The 17,760-nt window shown below is 65.1% G+C and carries 14 protein-coding genes; 10 read left to right on the forward strand and 4 right to left on the reverse strand.

The window, feature by feature from the left end; all coding sequences use genetic code 11:
- Nucleotides 1-136: 136 nt before the first annotated feature.
- From ACIBI6_RS03485 to ilvD, 9 genes are all read left to right on the forward strand, one after another.
- Complete coding sequence (locus ACIBI6_RS03485; protein WP_396955159.1) at nucleotides 137-1,540, forward strand: cytochrome P450; 1,404 nt, start codon at nucleotides 137-139, stop codon at nucleotides 1,538-1,540.
- Entirely contained in the window at nucleotides 1,537-4,260 is a 2,724-nt protein-coding gene (locus tag ACIBI6_RS03490; RefSeq protein ID WP_396955160.1) for a PEP/pyruvate-binding domain-containing protein, read from the forward strand. The genes ACIBI6_RS03485 and ACIBI6_RS03490 overlap by 4 nt, the downstream gene beginning before the upstream one ends.
- On the forward strand, nucleotides 4,257-5,579 hold the full coding sequence (locus ACIBI6_RS03495) for a pyridoxal phosphate-dependent aminotransferase family protein (protein ID WP_364340638.1): 1,323 nt from the start codon (nucleotides 4,257-4,259) through the stop codon (nucleotides 5,577-5,579). Before ACIBI6_RS03490 ends, ACIBI6_RS03495 begins: the two co-directional genes overlap by 4 nt.
- A 1-nt stretch (nucleotide 5,580) precedes the next feature.
- Complete coding sequence (locus tag ACIBI6_RS03500; RefSeq protein WP_364340640.1) at nucleotides 5,581-6,984, forward strand: nucleotidyltransferase family protein; 1,404 nt, start codon at nucleotides 5,581-5,583, stop codon at nucleotides 6,982-6,984.
- On the forward strand, nucleotides 6,981-7,703 hold the full coding sequence (locus ACIBI6_RS03505; protein WP_396955161.1) for an HAD family hydrolase: 723 nt from the start codon (nucleotides 6,981-6,983) through the stop codon (nucleotides 7,701-7,703). The genes ACIBI6_RS03500 and ACIBI6_RS03505 overlap by 4 nt, the downstream gene beginning before the upstream one ends.
- On the forward strand, nucleotides 7,688-8,620 hold the full coding sequence (locus ACIBI6_RS03510; protein WP_396955162.1) for a diacylglycerol/lipid kinase family protein: 933 nt from the start codon (nucleotides 7,688-7,690) through the stop codon (nucleotides 8,618-8,620). Before ACIBI6_RS03505 ends, ACIBI6_RS03510 begins: the two co-directional genes overlap by 16 nt.
- Nucleotides 8,617-9,393: an SDR family NAD(P)-dependent oxidoreductase gene (locus ACIBI6_RS03515; protein ID WP_396955163.1), complete on the forward strand. Its 777-nt coding sequence runs from the start codon at nucleotides 8,617-8,619 to the stop codon at nucleotides 9,391-9,393. The genes ACIBI6_RS03510 and ACIBI6_RS03515 overlap by 4 nt, the downstream gene beginning before the upstream one ends.
- A 165-nt stretch (nucleotides 9,394-9,558) precedes the next feature.
- Nucleotides 9,559-10,032, forward strand: coding sequence for an HAD-IIIC family phosphatase (locus tag ACIBI6_RS03520; protein ID WP_364340648.1), 474 nt, complete (start codon nucleotides 9,559-9,561; stop codon nucleotides 10,030-10,032).
- 136 nt (nucleotides 10,033-10,168) lie between these two features.
- The gene (gene ilvD / locus ACIBI6_RS03525) at nucleotides 10,169-11,875 is read left to right on the forward strand and encodes a dihydroxy-acid dehydratase (protein ID WP_364340650.1); all 1,707 of its coding nucleotides are present in this window, start codon (nucleotides 10,169-10,171) and stop codon (nucleotides 11,873-11,875) included.
- 94 nt (nucleotides 11,876-11,969) lie between these two features.
- Here the strand turns inward: ilvD and ACIBI6_RS03530 are convergent, their stop codons facing one another.
- Complete coding sequence (locus ACIBI6_RS03530; RefSeq protein WP_396955165.1) at nucleotides 11,970-12,854, reverse strand: sigma-70 family RNA polymerase sigma factor; 885 nt, start codon at nucleotides 12,852-12,854, stop codon at nucleotides 11,970-11,972.
- Between the two features lie 101 nt (nucleotides 12,855-12,955).
- Between ACIBI6_RS03530 and ACIBI6_RS03535 the strand changes: the two genes are divergently transcribed.
- Entirely contained in the window at nucleotides 12,956-13,303 is a 348-nt protein-coding gene (locus ACIBI6_RS03535; RefSeq protein ID WP_396955166.1) for a DoxX family protein, read from the forward strand.
- 302 nt (nucleotides 13,304-13,605) lie between these two features.
- On the opposite strand, the gene ACIBI6_RS03540 is transcribed toward ACIBI6_RS03535, so the two are convergent.
- The 3 genes from ACIBI6_RS03540 to ACIBI6_RS03550 all read right to left on the reverse strand — a co-directional run bounded on the left by ACIBI6_RS03540 (nucleotide 13,606) and on the right by ACIBI6_RS03550 (nucleotide 17,739).
- Complete coding sequence (locus tag ACIBI6_RS03540; RefSeq protein WP_396955167.1) at nucleotides 13,606-15,204, reverse strand: GMC family oxidoreductase; 1,599 nt, start codon at nucleotides 15,202-15,204, stop codon at nucleotides 13,606-13,608.
- Nucleotides 15,205-15,310: 106 nt separating this feature from the next.
- On the reverse strand, nucleotides 15,311-16,672 hold the full coding sequence (locus ACIBI6_RS03545; protein WP_396955168.1) for an NtaA/DmoA family FMN-dependent monooxygenase: 1,362 nt from the start codon (nucleotides 16,670-16,672) through the stop codon (nucleotides 15,311-15,313).
- Complete coding sequence (locus tag ACIBI6_RS03550) at nucleotides 16,672-17,739, reverse strand: LLM class flavin-dependent oxidoreductase (RefSeq protein ID WP_396955169.1); 1,068 nt, start codon at nucleotides 17,737-17,739, stop codon at nucleotides 16,672-16,674. The genes ACIBI6_RS03545 and ACIBI6_RS03550 overlap by 1 nt, the downstream gene beginning before the upstream one ends.
- Nucleotides 17,740-17,760 lie beyond the last annotated feature (21 nt).

The following is a 17,760-nucleotide window of genomic DNA, read 5'->3' on the forward strand; positions in this document are numbered from 1 at the left end:
ATCAACACAGCCGTGATCACGGTCATGATGGAGCCGATCGTGAGCGAGGCGCAGTCATGAGCGAACGCAGTGAGCGAACAATCAACACAGCCGTGATCACGGTCATGACGGAGCCGAGCGCCAGCGAGGCGCAGTCATGAGCGTGCAGCCGAAGTTCGGCGGCCGACGGCTCGGCGGTCCGGTACTGCGACATCCGCTCGGTGCGTATCCGGAGTACCGCGCCGACCCGCTCGCGCTGTTCTATGAACAGGCTGTCGCACACCGCGGCAGCGTCCGGCTGCGCCTGGTGCATCAGCAGCTGCATCTGCTCGTCGAGCCGGAGCACATCAATCAGGTCCTGGTCGCCAATGCGGCCAAGTACGAGAAGGGCATCAGCTATCAGAGTCTGAACTACCTGCTCGGACCCGGACTGCTGACCAGCGGCGGCGAACTCTGGAAACGCCAGCGCGCGCTGATCAAACCCGCATTCTCCCGCCGCCACGTCGACACCGAGATTCCGCTCATGGTCGAGTGTGGACAGCGCATGCTCGATCGTCTCGATGCGTACGCGGCGACGGGCGCGGTTTTCGACCTGGTCCCCGAGGTGATGGGCTTCGCGGCGGATGTGGTTTGTCGCGCGGTCATGGGCTCCGATATCGACGGTGTGCTGCCCCAGATCGAAGACGATGTGCGCGAGGGTGTTTCGTGGGTGATGCGGCATATGGCCGCGCCCATTCAAGTGCCGCCGAATGTGCCGACGCCAGCTAATCGCCGCTTCCACGGTGTTCGCGAACGACTACATCGCGTGGTGGACAGCGTCATTCAGCGACACCGGGACGCCGATGCCGAAACGACGTCCCTGCTGGCTCGACTCCTCGCGGCCCGCGATGATGCCGGGCACGCCATGGATGACGCGCAGCTGCGTCATGAGGTGCTCACCTTCCTGCTCGCGGGACACGAGACTACCGGCGGCGCGATGGCGTGGACCATCTACGAACTGGCCCGCAATCCAGCGGTGTTCGCGCGGGTGCGCGACGAGATCGATATGGCGCTCGCGTTGACCGATGGCGTCGATTGGGCGCTACCCGCGCTGGAGCTGACGGGACGCGCGATCGACGAGGCGATGCGCCTGCATCCGCCCGCGTGGGCATTCAGCCGCACCGCTATCGAACCGGACAGCTTCGACCGCTTCGATCTGCAACCGGGCGCGATCGTGGTGATCAGCCCGTTCGTCAACCACCGCTTCCCCGAATTCTGGGATTCACCACTGACCTTCGACCCGGACCGGTTCACCAAGGAGCAGACCAAGGCCCGCCCACCCTTCCGCTACTTTCCCTTCGGCTGGGGCGCACATCTGTGCGTCGGCCAACATATGGCGCTGACGGAGGTGCGTGTCGGCATCGCAATGCTATTGGCCCGCTACGACATCCAACTCGTCAACGGGATGCGGGTTCGGGAAAACCCGGAGATCTCCAATACCCCCGATCCGGTACTCGTGCGGCTCACCCGGCGTGCGCCCGCGGTGCCGACGGCCACGACCATGCAGGAGGCCGCGCAATGACCGGAACAACCGTCAGCGATTTCGCACTGGCCGCTGATGCGACGATGGCGGCGCAAGTGGGCGCCAAGGCTGCGAATCTCGGCAGGCTGGTGGCGGCGGGCCATCGCGTACCACCGTTCGTGGTGCTGAGCGCCGCCGCGTGTGCGCGCATCCTCGAACCGATCCGTGCAGCCATTGCCGAGGCGCTGGATTCGCTCGATCACACCGACACTGTGTCGTTGCGTGCGGTGTCGGGAGAGATACGCACGATCATCCTGGCTCAGGAAATCCCGGCGGCGATCAATACCGAACTGGGCGCTAATGTGCGCGAAATCGTGGACCGCACACCGCAACCCGAGGTTCGGCTGGCGGTACGGTCCTCGGTGAGCGGTGAGGATTCGGCGACGGACTCCTTCGCGGGCCAACTCGACACCTTGCTGAATGTCGCCCCGGCGAACGTATCGGCGGCCGTGCTGGAAGTGCTCGCTTCCGCCTACTCGGAGCGATCGCTGTTCTATCGAGTACATCGTGGACTGGACAACACCGAGATCGACTGCGCCGTCCTGGTTCAGGTGCTGATCGACAGCGCGGTCTCCGGCGTCGCCTTCAGCTGCAACCCGCAGACCGGCGACCCGGGCGAGGCCGTCGTCTCGGCAGCTCTGGGTCTCGGCGAAGGTGTGGTAGCTGGGACCGTGGAATGCGATACCTATTTCGTCGACACCGCCGCGGGCACGATCGTGTCCCGCTCGGTGGCCGAGAAGCAGAGCCGGGTCGTGGTTGCGGCCGACGGTTCCGGCACCGTCATCGAACAGATCGCCGCCGTCACCGAACCGGCACTCACCGACGCGCAGGTGGTCGAACTCGTCGATACCGCAATGGGATTGGCCGAATCCTTCGGCGCGCCACAGGATATCGAATGGGCCTATGACGCCGAGGGCGTGCTGTACCTGCTCCAAGCCCGGCCGATCACCGCGACCGGTGCCCGCGAAACAATTTTCGACAATGTGAATGTCGCCGAGTCATATCCCGGTCTGTCCAGCCCACTGACCTTCTCGATCCTGCGGAATGCCTATGAGCAGGTATTCCGGGCCTGCCACAAGGATTTCGGCGCCACCGACGCCATCGTCGAACGCAACGCAGCGAGCCTCTACCCCTATCTGGTCGGCACCGCACACGGCCGCATCTACTACAACATCAGCAACTGGTACCGGCTATTCCTGCAGATACCGGGCATGGAGTTCGCCATCGAAGGCTGGGAGGCGGCACTCAATATCGAGAACCGCTACCAGCGCCGGGCCGCGCCGAAACGCGGTCTGGCCAGGGCGAACATGTATCTGCTGCGGCTACGTATCGCCGTCGTCATCACCGTTGGCTGGTTGCGGCTTCCGCGGCGGCTGCGCGCGTTCTTCACCGAACTCCAGAACTTCACCGCAGAACTGGACCACCGGCTGGACCCGGAAACGCCGGAGCGGGAAAGAGATCCGGAAGCCCTGCTCGAGTGGATGGAACGTTGTTTGCACGAACTCGTACCGGCCTACGCGGTACAGATCTTCAATGACTTTCTGGCCCAGCAGATGTTCCACGTCGTCGGTCTGCTGCTGGAACGCGAAGGCCTCACCGAAACAGCCGCCATCACCTTGCGCAATGAATTGTTCTGCGGCGAAGAGGGAGTCGACAGCGTCGACCCGGTTCGCTCGGCGCTCGCCCTGACGGCAACGGTCCGGGCGGATACCGCACTGCGTGAGCTGTTCGAAGGACCGCTGGAACCGCATGAGGTATGGAAAGCCTTGGCACAGCGCGAATTCGCCGATTTCCGCAGTGCATGTCTGCGGCACATCGCCCTGTTCGGCGACCGCACTGTCGACGAGCTGAAGCTGGAAACCGATCCGCTGGGCGAACATCCGGATCGACTGGTCCCCATGCTGCGCAACTACCTGCGTGGCGGTCAGAACATCGACGAAATGGCGGCCCGCGAGAAGCGGATCCGGCGCGACGCGGAGCGCACCGCTGCGAAACTGTTCCGTGGCAAGCTCCCGCAACGGTTGGCATTCCGGTTCGCACTCGGCCGCGCACGCGAGCACGTGAAACAGCGCGAGAATATGCGGCTGGGCCGCAGCCGCTCCTTCGGCCTGGTCAAGCGGGTCTTCCGGGAATACGGCAGGCAGCTGCACGCCGCCGGATTACTCGAGGATCCGCGTGATATCTTCTGGCTCACCTATGAGGAGATAGCGGCCCTCACACGTGGCACCGCGGTCGATACAGATGCGTCGCGTACGGTCGCCACACGCAAGAGTGATCACGAGCGGTGGCGCACCGAGCAGCTGCCGTCCCGAATCGTCACGGCAGGAATCGCGGCCGTCGGCATCAACGATCCGACCTTCGACCATCCCGCTCCTACCGGCGATTCCGGCAGTGTGTTGCACGGAATCGGTTGTGCGCCAGGCCGAGTCGAAGCCCCGGCACTGGTGTTGACCAATCCGGAACCGGATGTGGTCGTCGATGGTCAGATCCTCGTCGCATCCAGCACCGATCCCGGTTGGGTCTTCCTGATGGTGGCCGCCGGGGGATTGGTCAGCGAAAAGGGCAGCCCGCTCTCCCACACCGCCATCATCGGCCGCGAACTCGGCATCCCCACCGTCGTCGGCGTTCCCGGTGTCACCCGGTTGGTCGCCAGCGGGGATGTGCTGATTCTCGACGGTAAGGCCGGAACCGCAACCATCGTTCAGGAACACAGCTCATGACATCTACGGCAGCCGCACCGCACGACACCGCACACGGCGAGAACTTCAGCCTCGAGCATTACCTCGATCCCGCCGCGCACACCTTCGAACAGCGCTTCGAGGAGTTCCGGCCCTATGTCGCCAACGCACGCGGCACCGGATTCGTCCTCCGAGAGATCACCGGACCGGCGGGTCCGGTCGTGCGGGTCCGCGATCCCGATGGTGGCGCGGTCCGCGACCTGATCATGTTGGGTTCGAACAACTATCTCGGCCTCGGCAACGAACCGGAGATCGTCGAGGCCGCTGTCCGCGCCGTGCGCGAATTCGGTGTCGGCCACGGCGGGCCGCCACTACTCAACGGCACCACCTCGGTGCACCGGCGGCTGGAGGAACGCCTCGCCGAGACCAAGGGCTGCGAATCCGCGCTGGTATTCTCCTCCGGCTACGCCGCCAATGTGGGCTGGGTGACCGGTCTGCTGCGCAAGGGCGACATCCTGCTCTACGACGAGCAGAGCCATGCCAGCCTCTACGACGGCATCCAACTCGGCCGGGTCCGCTCGATGGCCTTCGAGCACAACGACCTTCGACATCTGCGACACCGGCTCATGCAGATCCGCTGGCGCAATCCGGGCGCCAACATCGTGGTCGCCGTCGAGGGCGTGTATTCGATGGACGGCGATATCGCACCGCTGCCGGAGATTCGGGCGCTGTGCGATTCGTTCGGGGCCTGGCTGGCCATCGACGACGCGCACGGCACCGGTGTGCTCGGCGCGAACGGCCATGGCACCGCGGAACATTTCGGTATGGGGGCCGGATCGGTCGAGCTGTACATGGGCACGTTCTCGAAGGTGTTCGCCACCACCGGCGGTTTCGTCGCCGGTTCGAAGGATCTGGTGGACACGCTGCGGTTCTTCGCGCGCTCGTACATGTTCTCGGCATCGCTCGCACCTGCGGTCGTCGCCTCGGTACTCGCCGCTATCGATTTCATCGACACACATCCGGAGCGGATCCGCCAATTGCACGACAATGTCGACTACTTCGTGCGGGAACTGCGCCGAATGGGTTTCGCGGTCGATCCGCAGACCGCGATCATCCCGATCCTGGTGCCGCAGCGCCTCGCCGTAGCCGAGGTCGTCGCGGCATTGCATGCCGAGGGCGTGTTCGTCAACGGCGTCGAGTTCCCGGCCGTGCCACGCGAACAGCAGCGACTACGGGTCAGCATGATGGCCACGCTCAGCCGCGCTCAGCTGGATTTCGCGCTGGAGAAGATCTCGGCCGTGGCCCGCCGCTTCGCCTTCCACCCCGAACAAATCGGTCCCACCGAAGAAGGAATCCGCTGATATGACCGGAACCGAAATCGCCGCGGGCGGCACGGCTTCCGAACGCCTGCTGGTGCATGCGGCACTGGCCGAACCGAATCAGGACGAGCGCGCCGCATTGGCTCAGCTCGCCCACGAGATCACCGACTGGTCAGAGGTTTTCGAACTCGCCGAGCTCAATGCGACCGTCCCACTGGTGCAGCGCCGCTTGGAATCCGAGGAACTCTACGACCTCGTTCCCGAACTGGTGCGAGCACATTTCGCCAGCGTGACCGATCACATTGCCGCCGTGAACGATCGACGCCTGGCCGGTGCCCGTGAACTGTTGCGCCGTTTCGACGAACGCGGTGTGCGCTGCGTGGTGCTCAAGGGCATGTTGTTCTCGGCGCAGATCTACCACGACCCGCGCTACAAGCGGATGAACGACCTGGATATCCTCGTCGAACTCGACCAGGTCGACACCGTTATCGACATCTACCGGGAGCTGGGCCTTTTCGCCACGTCCGAACTGCTGGGCAAGGCGCCGAAGGTCCGTGCCGAACGCTCGCACCACCTGCCGTCGTTCGTCTCCCATGACGGATCACTTATCGTCGGAACGCACTGGGGCCTGATCACGCCGCTGGCCCCGTACACCGTCGACTACACCGCGATCTGGAAGCGCGTGCGGCGCATCGACTTCTACGGTGTGCCGGCCTGGGCCATGTCGCACGAGGACAACCTGCACCACCTCGGCATCCACCTGCCGTACTACAAGACCGGTGTGCGCGAGCTCGCCGACATCTGGAACCTGGCCCGCAACGCCGATGACCTCGACTACGATCTGCTGGCCGGTGAAATCGCCAAGGCAGGCAGCGAAAGCTTGATGTACCACGCCCTTTCGCTGGCCGATCGACTGGTTCCCGTCCCGGATTTCGCCGCATTGATCGGCTGGATCGCGCCGAAGATCAACCGCTTCACCCGCTACGACACCGCGCGCAAGACCGCAGATATCCATGCCCTGCTGCGCAGCCGCTCCACCCACACCTCACGCATCGAAAAGGCATATACCGAATTCAATATGACCGCCGTCGCGAGCGAGAAGCGCGATCGTTTCGGTCGCCTGTGGTCGGACCTACTGCTGGTGCCCGGTGCGGAGGCGCGCAAGATGAGTTCACTGCGCGACCCGGCGCCGCTATCCGATCTCGGCGCGCGAATCTCCGCTCCCTACCGGCTGACGCGGGTGTTCCAGCGCGATCTGGGCCGCTGGCTGTTCCCAGCGGCTCTGGCCAAGACAGTCTTCGATCTCGGTGCCGCATATGGTTCGGAACTGGCAAGCCGGGCCGGAATCAGTACGAGTGCAACCGAGCGTCCCGGCATCGACGAATACGCGGCGCGGCTGGGCCTGACCCGCGCCGATCTACAAGCGGTACTGGACAGCCAGGAATGAACCGCACAGTGCTGTGGGACCTGGACGGCACCTTGGTGCGGTTGCATCGACGCCGGTTCAAGACACTGATGCCGCTGGCGGCCGCGCAGGCATTTCGCGAGTTGGCCCCGCCGCATCGGTTTCTGGGTGTCCTGTCGGGCGTGCTGAAGCAGGTGCGGGCCAACGACACCGAGCACACCAACACCGAGCTCATGGTCCGGTTGCTCGCCGACCGGCTGGACCTTGCACCCGATGCGGTGGCGACCCAATTGAAGAGCCTGGCGGAGACGGGCTTTCCGCGCCTGCGTCGCTGTTTTCCGCCGGTGCCGTCGGCACTGGATACCGTGACCCGGCTCCACGAAGCGGGCACGGTACAAGTGGTTGCGACCAACCCGCTGTGGCCGGACAGCACGGTTACCACCCGGCTCGACTGGGGCGGCTACGACCCGTCCGCGTTCGCCTTCCGAACCAGCGGCGAGAATATGCGCCGCTCGAAACCACGCATCGAGTTCTATCGAGAACTCCTCGACCGGCTCGGCGCGGAACCGGGGGAGTGCGTGATGATCGGCAACGACGCCGTCAATGATGCACCGGCGGCGCGAATCGGGATCCCCGTCTTCCTGGTGAACGTGCCGGAACCTGCTGTCCCGCAGGGATATTCGGGGCTGGTACGTACGGGGGATTGGCCTCGGCTACGCGAGTGGCTGGGAATCGAGGAGGAATCATGCTCGTCGTCCTGAATCCACAGTCCAATGCCGGGACGGCGCTGCAGCGGTGGCGCCCGGTAGAAAGCGTTCTGCGCGAACGGAATGCCGCTCTGACCATCGAAATGCCCAGTGACGCGGAACAAGCCACGAAACTGGTGCGGGCCGCTCTCGAGTCGGATCCGCCCGAGGTGATCGTCGCGGCGGGCGGCGACGGCACGGTCAACCTGGTCCTCAACGCGATCATGGACTCGGCGACCGATCGCCCGCGGCAGGGGGCGGAAGCGATCGCTTTGGGCGCGATAGGTCTGGGCAGTTCCAACGACTTCCACAAACCGGGGCGAACCAGCATCGCCGACGTCCCGGTCCGGCTCGGCGCACCCGAACTCGTCGATGTCGGCAAGGCCACGATGCTCCTCCCGGACGGCACCCGAACGGTCCGCTACTTCCTGCTCAATGCGAGCATGGGACTCGTAGCGGCGGGCAATCATTCGTTCAATCAGGCGCGCGGGCTGATCGGCTGGCTGAAATCCCGCAATGTCGAGGCGGCCGTACTCGCCACCGCACTGAGCAATATCGCCACCCACAAGCCACTCGCCATCCAACTGCGCGGATCCGACTGGGTGCACACCGCACCGATCACGAATGTCGGTGTGCTCAAGAGCGTGCACTTCGCCGGTGGCATGTACTACGACACACCGGTAACCAGCGCGGACGGCATGTTCGATGTGAATATCTGGAAAGCCGCGGGACGGGCACGAATACTGCGGCTCATCGCAGGTCTCTACCGCGGCAAGTTCAGGGGTCGCGCACTGGCCACCTGCCGTCGCGATACCGCGGTGGAACTGCGGCCCGCCGCACCCGCGCCGCTCGAATTGGACGGTGAGATCACGATTGTCGAATCGGCGCGGTTAGAGGTGCTGCCGCGTGTGTTGCAGGTGTGTGCGCTGTGACCGTTGTTCTGGTGACCGGCGCTGCCAACGGTATGGGTGCGGCGACCGTCGAATACCTCGCGCGCGTCGGCTATACGGTCGAGGGCAGCGACAAAGTCGGGCGGGACGGTGTGAGCGCGGTCGATGTCAGCGATACCGAGGCGGTGCGGAGTTGGGTGAAATCCGCGCACGCACGACACGGCCGCATCGATGCTGTGGTCACCTTCGCCGCCTACGGCATTGTCGGTTCGGTGGAGGAGACCGATCCGGACGAGGCCGCGGCGCTCATCGATACCAACGTGATCGGCACCCACCGCGTGCTGCGCGAAGTGCTGCCGATCATGCGTGCGCAGGGCCGCGGGCGGGTAATCGTGGTGAGCTCCGGTGCGGGCGCCATCGCCGAACCCTATGGCGGCTGGTACTCGGCTACCAAGGCCGCCATCGAACGTCTCGGCGAGGCGATGCGGATGGAGACCGCTGGCTTCGGCATCCACGTATCGGTGCTCGCGCCGGGATGGACGGTCACCCCGATCATCGATTCCGCTGCGCGCGTTGCCGTTCCGATCGAGGCATACACGGCCGATCGGACTTCGGTGCTGGCGCGCGTCACCGGATATCTGCAGCACGGACAGTCCGCCGAGACGGTAGCCAGGAAGGTGCGGGCAATCCTGGAAGCACCCGAACCACGCCAAACCTACCTGTGCGGCAGCGATGTTCGGCTCTCGTTCTGGACCCGACGATTCACGCCCGCTCGGGTCTATGAACGGCTGGTTCGCCGCTACTACGGCTTTTGACAGGAGCATTCACGGGCGGTACCGGTAGTATCGCCTCGGCCGCACGGGCTCCCAAGAAAGCGGGGGCTTGTCCGGCACGTGCCGTTCGCTGGATGGTTTTGCAGTAGCACATCTGCCGACGACACGGCAGGAAAGGCAGCGATGAACAACCGATAGGGGCAGGCGATGGCACCGGCTCTGAGATGTCTTGTCTGGGAATTGGACAACACCCTCTGGGATGGTGTCGTCTGCGACGCAACCAGCAGCGCACCACGCCCCGCCGCCCTGCGCACGCTGCTGAAGCTGAGCGAGCGCGGCATCTGGCATGCCGTAGCCAGCCGTAGTGACCGCGACCTCACCCTCAAAAAGCTCTATCGACACGGGCTCTACGACATGTTCTCGGCCATCGAGATCGGCTGGGGCCGCAAATCCGCGTCGCTATTGCGGATCGCGCACACTCTCGGCTTGGAACTGGACACCGTCGGGTTCATCGATGCCGAGCCGGTGGAACGAGCCGAGGTCACCCGAGCGCTCCCACGCGTGCGCTGCTACGCCGCCCGCAATGCCGATGTGCTGCCCGCACTTCCCGACTTCCGCCCGGTGCTGCGCACGGGCCCGTCTCCCACGCCGCCCATGGGATTCGCGAGCGTCAGGGGGTAGCGCCCCATTCGGCTGGGCCGCCATCGTTGATCGTCGAGACGCTGGGCCGCCAACTGAGCCTGCTGACAGCGGTCGAATCGCGGGCCGATCGGCGTGGTCGGCAGCGGTGGAGATACGGGCGGGGAATGATGTGGCCATGGCGAATGATCCGAACGGTCCCGATATCAAGCCGCGTAGTCGCGATGTCACCGATGGTCTGGAGAAGACGGCCGCCCGCGGGATGCTCCGGGCGGTCGGCATGGACGACGGCGACTGGGGAAAGTCGCAGATCGGTGTGGCCTCCTCGTGGAATGAGATCACGCCGTGCAATCTGTCGCTGGACCGGCTCGCCAAGGCGTGCAAGGAGGGAGTGTTCGCGGGCGGCGGGTATCCGATGGAATTCGGGACAATTTCGGTCTCCGACGGCATCTCCATGGGACATGAGGGCATGCATTTCTCGCTGGTATCGCGCGAGGTGATCGCCGACAGCGTGGAAACCGTGATGCAGGCCGAGCGGCTCGACGGTTCTGTGCTGCTGGCCGGATGCGATAAATCCTTACCCGGCATGCTGATGGCGGCGGCGCGGCTGAACCTGGCGAGTGTGTTTCTGTACGCGGGCTCGATCCTGCCCGGTATCGCGAAACTCAGTGACGGCAGCGAGCGCGAAGTGACGATCATCGATGCGTTCGAGGCGGTCGGCGCCTGCTCGCGCGGTCTGATGAGCCGCGAGGATGTGGATGCCATCGAACGGGCCATCTGTCCGGGTGAGGGTGCCTGCGGCGGCATGTACACCGCCAACACCATGGCCAGCGCGGCCGAGGCATTGGGTATGTCGCTGCCCGGCAGTGCGGCACCGCCCGCGACCGATCGACGTCGCGACAGCTACGCGCGGCGCAGCGGTGAGGCGGTGGTGGAATTGCTGCGTCGGGGAATCACGACGGCCGACATTCTCACCAAGGAGGCCTTCGAGAACGCGATCGCGGTGGTGATGGCATTCGGCGGCTCCACCAATGCGGTACTGCATCTGTTGGCGATCGCCCACGACGCGAAGGTCGATCTGTCACTCGAGGATTTCGCGCGCATCGGCCGCCGGGTGCCGCACCTCGCCGATGTGAAACCCTTCGGGCGACATGTGATGACCGATGTGGACCGGATCGGGGGCGTGCCGGTGATGATGAAAGCGCTGCTGGATGCCGGGCTGCTGCACGGCGACTGCCTGACCGTCACCGGACGCACGGTCGCGGAAAACCTGGCTACCATCGCGCCGCCGGATCCGGACGGAAAAGTGGTGCGGGCCATGGCATCTCCCATCCACCCGACCGGCGGCATCACCATTCTCGCCGGATCGCTCGCACCCGGCGGTGCGGTGGTCAAGTCGGCAGGCTTCGATTCCGATGTATTCACCGGTACGGCACGGGTTTTCGACCGCGAACGGGCAGCGATGGACGCGCTCGAGGACGGCACGATCACCGCGGGCGATGTGGTGGTCATCCGCTACGAGGGGCCCAAGGGCGGTCCCGGTATGCGTGAGATGCTCGCGATCACCGCGGCCATCAAGGGCGCGGGCCTCGGAAAGGACGTGCTGCTGCTCACCGACGGACGTTTCTCCGGCGGCACCACCGGTCTCTGCGTCGGCCACGTCGCCCCCGAGGCGGTCGATGGCGGACCGATCGCCTTCGTCCACGATGGTGACCAGATCCGCCTCGACGTCGCCGCGGGCACCCTCGACCTTCTCATCGACCTGGAAGAACTCGACCGGCGCGGTGAAGGCTGGAAACCGCTGCCGCCGCGCTACACCCGCGGCGTACTCGCCAAGTATTCGAAGTTGGTGGGCTCAGCATCGTTCGGTGCCGTCTGCGACTGAAGTAAGAGTCTGCTGGCTGATGGCCCGATAGACCGCCGAGGGGAGTCCTATCATGCGCGACGGCTGATGTTCGACGGCCTGGACCTCCTCTGGCTCAGGGCAATTCAGGGAGCACGGCCAGGTCGAGTTGCCGCAGTCGGGTCGGATCGGCGATCACCTCGTAGGCCGCGATTCGGTCGTCCAGGACCGTAACCGCGAGCGCGAGCAGCAGTTTGCCGCGCGGCGCGACAATGATTCCGACCGCGCCATCGACCAGCGCGAGCGTGGCGACCTGGGAGCGGCGGCGCAGGATGACGGTCTCGCGGGCCACCGCCCGTGCCCCGCGCGCGACCTGCGCCATACCCGAGGGCAGTGCGGCCGGATCGGCCGTACGCACCACATCGGGTGCCAGTACGGCGAGCAGTGCGTCGAGATCACCGCTGCGGGCGGCGGCGAGGAAGGCATCCACGACATGCCGCTGCTGCGCGAGTTCGGAAGTGGATGCGGTCGCGTCGCCGTGCGCCCGCGCACGGGCCCGGCTGGCGAGCTTCTTGGTGGCGGCGCTGGTTCGTCCGATGATCGGCGCGATCTGATCGAAGGGCACGGCGAACATATCGTGCAGCACGAACGCCACCCGCTCATCGGGACCGAGCGTATCCAGCACCACCAGTAGCGCGCGTCCGACCGAATCGATCAGCACCGCTTCGCTTTCCGGATCGCGGTCAGAGGCGGTATCGCCGAGTTCGACGAGCCGATCGATCGGATCCTCGCGTCGGGCGGTTCGCGAGCGCAGCATATCGAGGCAGATCCGGGAGACCACCGTGGTCAACCACCCCGCAAGATTCTCGACATCGCTCGTATCGGAGCGATCCAGCCGTAGCCACGCCTCCTGCACCGCATCCTCGGCTTCGCTGGCCGATCCGAGCATCCGGTAGGCGACCGCGTGCAGGTGATCGCGGTGCGTCTCGAATCGTCGCGCCAGCAATTCCTGTGCGTGCATCGGTCACCTTTCGCGGTCGGCATCCGTCACGTGAATAGGCGATCAGGTGTCCCACCCACGATCGCAGACCCACAGAACCGAGATACCCGGAGGGTAGTCCCATGTCTATCGCATATGTCGTCGTCACCATCCTCGCCGCCGTAGCCGCCTTCGGCGCCACCGGCTTCGATATCGTCAAGGCGGATCAGGTGCGCGAGACCATGCGCGGCTACGGCCTCCCGCAATGGACCCTCAACCCACTGGCCATCCTGAAAGCACTCGGCGGCCTCGGTCTCTTGATCGGCCTGGCGTTCCCGCCACTCGGCCTCATCGCCGCCCTCTGCCTGGTCCTCTACTTTCTCGGCGCGGAAATCACCATTATCCGAGCCAAGTGGTACGCCGACATCGCTTATCCCATGCCCTACCTGATCCTGTCCGCAGGCTCCCTGGCCCTGTTCGCCTACGCGTGACTCGGTGTGTCCACGCACCTCCTTTGGGCAGCGACCAGATGATTCGCATCGACGAGGCGAGCACAGCGGCGTCACACCGGTCGGGCAGGCCGGGCGCTTTGACATCCGATGCGGCACAGCACGTTATGCGCACATGCATGCAATGCGATATTGCACTGCATGCCATTTCGAGCCCTATTCGCGACGGAGATCCCCAGAACCACGGATTTCGTTGTCCGCCCGGCGCATTCCCGTGGAGACACAGAGTCCTGAGGATCCAGCCCGGCAACGCGGCTGATCGAGCATTCGCCTACTGCAGCGCACTAAGCACGCAGGATGAACTGAGCCGCCTGCTCACCGATGAACACACTCGGCGCATGTGTGTGCCCGCGGATCAGCAACGGCATCACCGACGCGTCCGCAACACGGAGTCCTTGCACCCCACGCACTTCCAGGCGCGGGGTGACAACACTGCTCGCGTCGGTGCCCATCCGGCAGGTGCCGACCGGGTGATACAGGGTGTGCGAATAGCCGTTCAGCGTCAACTCGATCGCGCCCTCGAGATCGACCGGAGCCTGCGGAGGGTAGATCAGCGGCCCGAGTACGGCCTTCAAAGCCGGAGCTGCGGCCAGCTCGGCGCATATCCGCAGACCGGACATGATCGCAGTTCGGTCCGCACCGCCGCTATCGGAGAGGTACCGCGGGTCGATGACCGGTTTGGCCGCGGGATCAGCAGAACCAAGCGAGATCCGACCGCGACTGTGCGGCCGCAACAGCACCGTCGCCAGCACGACCCCGTGCTCCGTGGGATCCTCGAGACCCTCGTAAAAGAACGGCGCAGGCGCGAAAATCAGCTCCAGATCCGGCAATTCGAGATCGGACCGGCTGCGGATGAAGCCATAGGCCTCACCGACATTGGAGGTGAGCATGCCGCGGTGCCGGATCAGATAATCGAGCAGCTGACGCGGCTTTTCCGCGGTGAACAGCGAATCGGATTCGACGCCGTAGCCGAGCGCCGCCACCAGGTGGTCCTGCAGATTGGCGCCCACCTCCGGAGCATGGTGCACAAGCGGGATGTGATGACGTGACAGTTCGTCCTCATCGCCGACACCCGAGAGCATAAGCAACTGTGGGCTATTGATCGCCCCACCGCAGAGGATCACCTCGCGCCGTGCTGCCACCGTCTGGGTGATGCCGTCCTTGTAATACTCCACACCGGTAGCGCGCGGTCGTCCATTCGGCGAGGTTGCGAAGATGATCCGCGACGCGAGCGCCTCGGCGTATACGGTGAGATTCGGACGGCGCATCGCCGGTTTCAGATAACCGTCGGCCGTGCTCCACCGTTTGCCGCCATGCTGAGTGACCATGGTCTCGCTGAACCCCTCCGGCTGGGGCCGGTTCGGCGGCTCCACAGTGAATCCGGATTCCTTGACCGCGGCCAGATACGCCGCGGTCAGCGCACGCGGACTGCGCTGCCGCGAAATACGCAGCGGCCCGGTCGCGCCCTCATCCGGATACGAGGCATCCTCGACGGTCTCGATTTTGCGGAACTGCTCGACCGCCGCCGAGAACCCCCATTCGTCCCCGGCCAGCAATGCCCACTCGTCGTAGTCGGCACGGAATCCGCGCACCCACATCATCGCGTTCATCGATGACGATCCGCCGAACATTTTGCCGCGCGGCCAGTAGATCTGCCGATTCTTCAGCTCGGGTTGCGGTTCGGTGAGGTAATCCCAATCCACCTCCGAACGGAACAGCTTGGCGAACGCCGCCGGAATATGGGCGAACTTGTTCTTATCCGGCCCTCCGGCCTCGAGCACCACCACCGACACATTCGGATCGACGCTGAGCCGGTTGGCCAGGACCGCGCCGGCCGACCCGGAGCCGACGATCACATAATCCGCGCTAACCCCTGCTTGCACTGTCCCACTCCGATCTGCACTGCGTATGGCAAACATACGAGTAAGACGCGGTCTCGGGCTCGGTTTCCAGGCAAACCGGCCATCTTTCGCGGATCGGACCTGGTTTTCAGCGCCTGGTCAGCGGCGGTCGCAGTCCGAGGTGTTCGCGCAGAGTGGTGCCGGTGTACTGGGTGCGGTACGAGCCGCGCTCCTGCAATTCCGGAACCAGCCAGTCGACGATCTCGTCGAGTCCGGTGGGCGCCAGATACGGCGAGATATTGAACCCGTGGGTCGCGCCGTGGCGGACCCAGCGGGTCAGTTCGTCGGCGACCTGGCTCGGTGTCCCGGCGAATCCGGACCGCTGCGAGGTCTCGATGGCGACTTGGCGCAGCGACAGATTCTTGGCCTCGGCCAGCGCCCGCCACTCCCGGGCGATCGCCACCGGATCCTGACCGTCGCGCTGTGCGCCGCGCTCACCCGAAATCACTCGGGGCTGTGGATCATCCGCCGGCAGCGGACCGTCCGGATCGAGATCCGACAGGTCACGACCCCACACCTGCCCGACCAGGGACAGTGCGGTCTGACCGGTGAATTGACCCTCCAGCACCCAGCGCGCCTTCTCCTCGACCTCGGATTCCCGCTCCGCCAATACGATCTGGGTACCGGGCAGGATCTTGATGTCATCGGCCGGTCGGCCCGCGCGTTCCAGGCGTGTCCGAATATCGTTCGCGAAGTCGAGCGCGGCGTCGAAATGTGTTCCGTGCCTGGAGAAGATGACCTCGGCGTGGGTCGCAGCGAAATCGCGGCCCGCGGGTGAATCACCCGCTTGGAAGATCACCGGATGTCCCTGGGCGCTGCGCGGCAGGGTCGGCGTAATCGAGACTCGGAAGTGCTCGTTGTCGCGAGTTACCAGCCGCACCGAATCCGATGCGGCCCAATCTATATCGCGGCGCGAGGTCGCGATCGCATTGTCGGACCAGGCATCCCAGATCTCGCGGGCCGTGCGGATGAATTCGCCCGCGCGCTCGTAGCGCTGCGCGTGGTCGAGGAAGCCGCCGCGCCGGAAATTCGCACCGGTCCAGGCATTATCGGTGGTGACCGCATTCCAGCCCGCGCGTCCACCGGACAGCAGATCCAGACCCGCGAGCCGCCGGGCGAGATCGGCCGGTTCGTTATAGGTGGTGTTCTGGGTGGCGACCAGACCGATCCGGCTGGTGATCCCGGCCAGCGCCGCCAGCTGGGCAACGGCGTCGGGACGTCCGGCGATGTCGGTATCGAGCAGCTGTCCGTTCTGCTCGCGCAGGCGAAGGCCCTCACCGAGGAAGAATGCGTCGAACAGTCCACGTTCGGCGGTGGTGACGATATGCCGGAAGGTTTCGAAGTCGATCTGCGAGCCGCTGCTCGGATCCGACCAAATGGTGCTGTGGTTGACGCCCTGGAAGAAAACGCCGAAATGGACCTGTGCGTCGGGGAACGGAACCTCGGACATCAGTGCTGATCCTTCGCATAACGGTTGATCGGCCGCTGCAGGCCGAGATTGGCGCGCAGGGTCGAACCCGGCACCGGACGGTGGGTTACACCGGCGCGCAACAGTGCGGGCAGGACGTAGCGCGCCAGCGCCGGGAGATCTTCGTCGATGACGGCCGGATGCAGACGTACGCCTTCGACGTGGTCAGCGAGTTGGGTGATGAGGCGCACGAGTTCGGTGGGGGAACCTGAGAACGTCAGGCGCTCAGTACGATTCGCGGTCGTGTATGCATCTAGTTCGGCGAGGCGCTCGGCGGCCGTGGCATCCGGAATATCCAGGGCGACATCGAGTTCGACGAACACCAGTGCACCGCTGGCCCGCGCCCGGTCGGCGGCGGCGAGCGTCTGAGCGAGATCGCTTCCGGTGACCAGGATGACGTCAGCATCGCCGGCGTCGTACGCGAAGACGACCACCTGCCCCTGCGGCGGTCGAGGCACGATGGCCGGACCCTTCACCGAGAACGTTTCGCCGCTGAAGTCGATGTAGTGCAGCTTGTCTCGATCGAGGAATCGGCTCGCCGCATAGTCGCGCACCACGGCATCGTCTTCCCAGGAATCCCACAGCCGACGCGCGACCTCGATCGAATCCCGTTGTTCGCGTGCGAGTTCCGCGTCGGTAATGCGCGGCGGCCGTCCCCAGGCCGTGGCGGCCGCGGGATCGGTCGTCGCGATCCACCCGCCGCGGCCACGCGAGGCGTAATCGAGCGTGGCCAGTTGTGACGAGGTATGGAACGGCTCCGCGTAGGTGGTCGCGACCGTGGCAACCAGCCCGATGGTGCTGGTTGTCGCCGCGACGAACGAAGCCCGCGTCACCCCGTCGATCCGCCCGGCTGGATGCTGGGCGGGCGGCAGGATCGAATCGTCGAAGGTGGCGAGCGTGAAACCAGCATTCTCGGCCGCGCTCACGCGTTTGCGCAGCGTATTGCCGGTGAGCAACTGATCGGGCGCATGTGCGGCCCGCCGCCACGCGGCCGGGTGGTATCCCTCGCCATCCAATTCGATGCCCACCGCGAAGGCATTTCCGCTCATTGGTATGACGATCGTCAAACT

Origin of the sequence: Nocardia sp. NPDC050412, assembly GCF_044458825.1 — a bacterium.
Taxonomy (GTDB): Bacteria; Actinomycetota; Actinomycetes; order Mycobacteriales; family Mycobacteriaceae; genus Nocardia.

What these genes read in the sequence shown, in the direction of transcription:
- ACIBI6_RS03510 (WP_396955162.1), top strand. Translation starts at nt 7,688, where the DNA reads ATGCTCGTCGTCCTGAATCCACAGTCCAATGCCGGGACGGCGCTGCAG.
- ACIBI6_RS03530 (WP_396955165.1), bottom strand. Translation starts at nt 12,854, where the DNA reads ATGCACGCACAGGAATTGCTGGCGCGACGATTCGAGACGCACCGCGAT.
- ACIBI6_RS03505 (WP_396955161.1), top strand. Translation starts at nt 6,981, where the DNA reads ATGAACCGCACAGTGCTGTGGGACCTGGACGGCACCTTGGTGCGGTTG.
- ACIBI6_RS03545 (WP_396955168.1), bottom strand. Translation starts at nt 16,672, where the DNA reads ATGTCCGAGGTTCCGTTCCCCGACGCACAGGTCCATTTCGGCGTTTTC.
- ilvD (WP_364340650.1), top strand. Translation starts at nt 10,169, where the DNA reads ATGGCGAATGATCCGAACGGTCCCGATATCAAGCCGCGTAGTCGCGAT.
- ACIBI6_RS03535 (WP_396955166.1), top strand. Translation starts at nt 12,956, where the DNA reads ATGTCTATCGCATATGTCGTCGTCACCATCCTCGCCGCCGTAGCCGCC.
- ACIBI6_RS03485 (WP_396955159.1), top strand. Translation starts at nt 137, where the DNA reads ATGAGCGTGCAGCCGAAGTTCGGCGGCCGACGGCTCGGCGGTCCGGTA.
- ACIBI6_RS03495 (WP_364340638.1), top strand. Translation starts at nt 4,257, where the DNA reads ATGACATCTACGGCAGCCGCACCGCACGACACCGCACACGGCGAGAAC.
- ACIBI6_RS03550 (WP_396955169.1), bottom strand. Translation starts at nt 17,739, where the DNA reads ATGAGCGGAAATGCCTTCGCGGTGGGCATCGAATTGGATGGCGAGGGA.
- ACIBI6_RS03490 (WP_396955160.1), top strand. Translation starts at nt 1,537, where the DNA reads ATGACCGGAACAACCGTCAGCGATTTCGCACTGGCCGCTGATGCGACG.
- ACIBI6_RS03500 (WP_364340640.1), top strand. Translation starts at nt 5,581, where the DNA reads ATGACCGGAACCGAAATCGCCGCGGGCGGCACGGCTTCCGAACGCCTG.
- ACIBI6_RS03520 (WP_364340648.1), top strand. Translation starts at nt 9,559, where the DNA reads ATGGCACCGGCTCTGAGATGTCTTGTCTGGGAATTGGACAACACCCTC.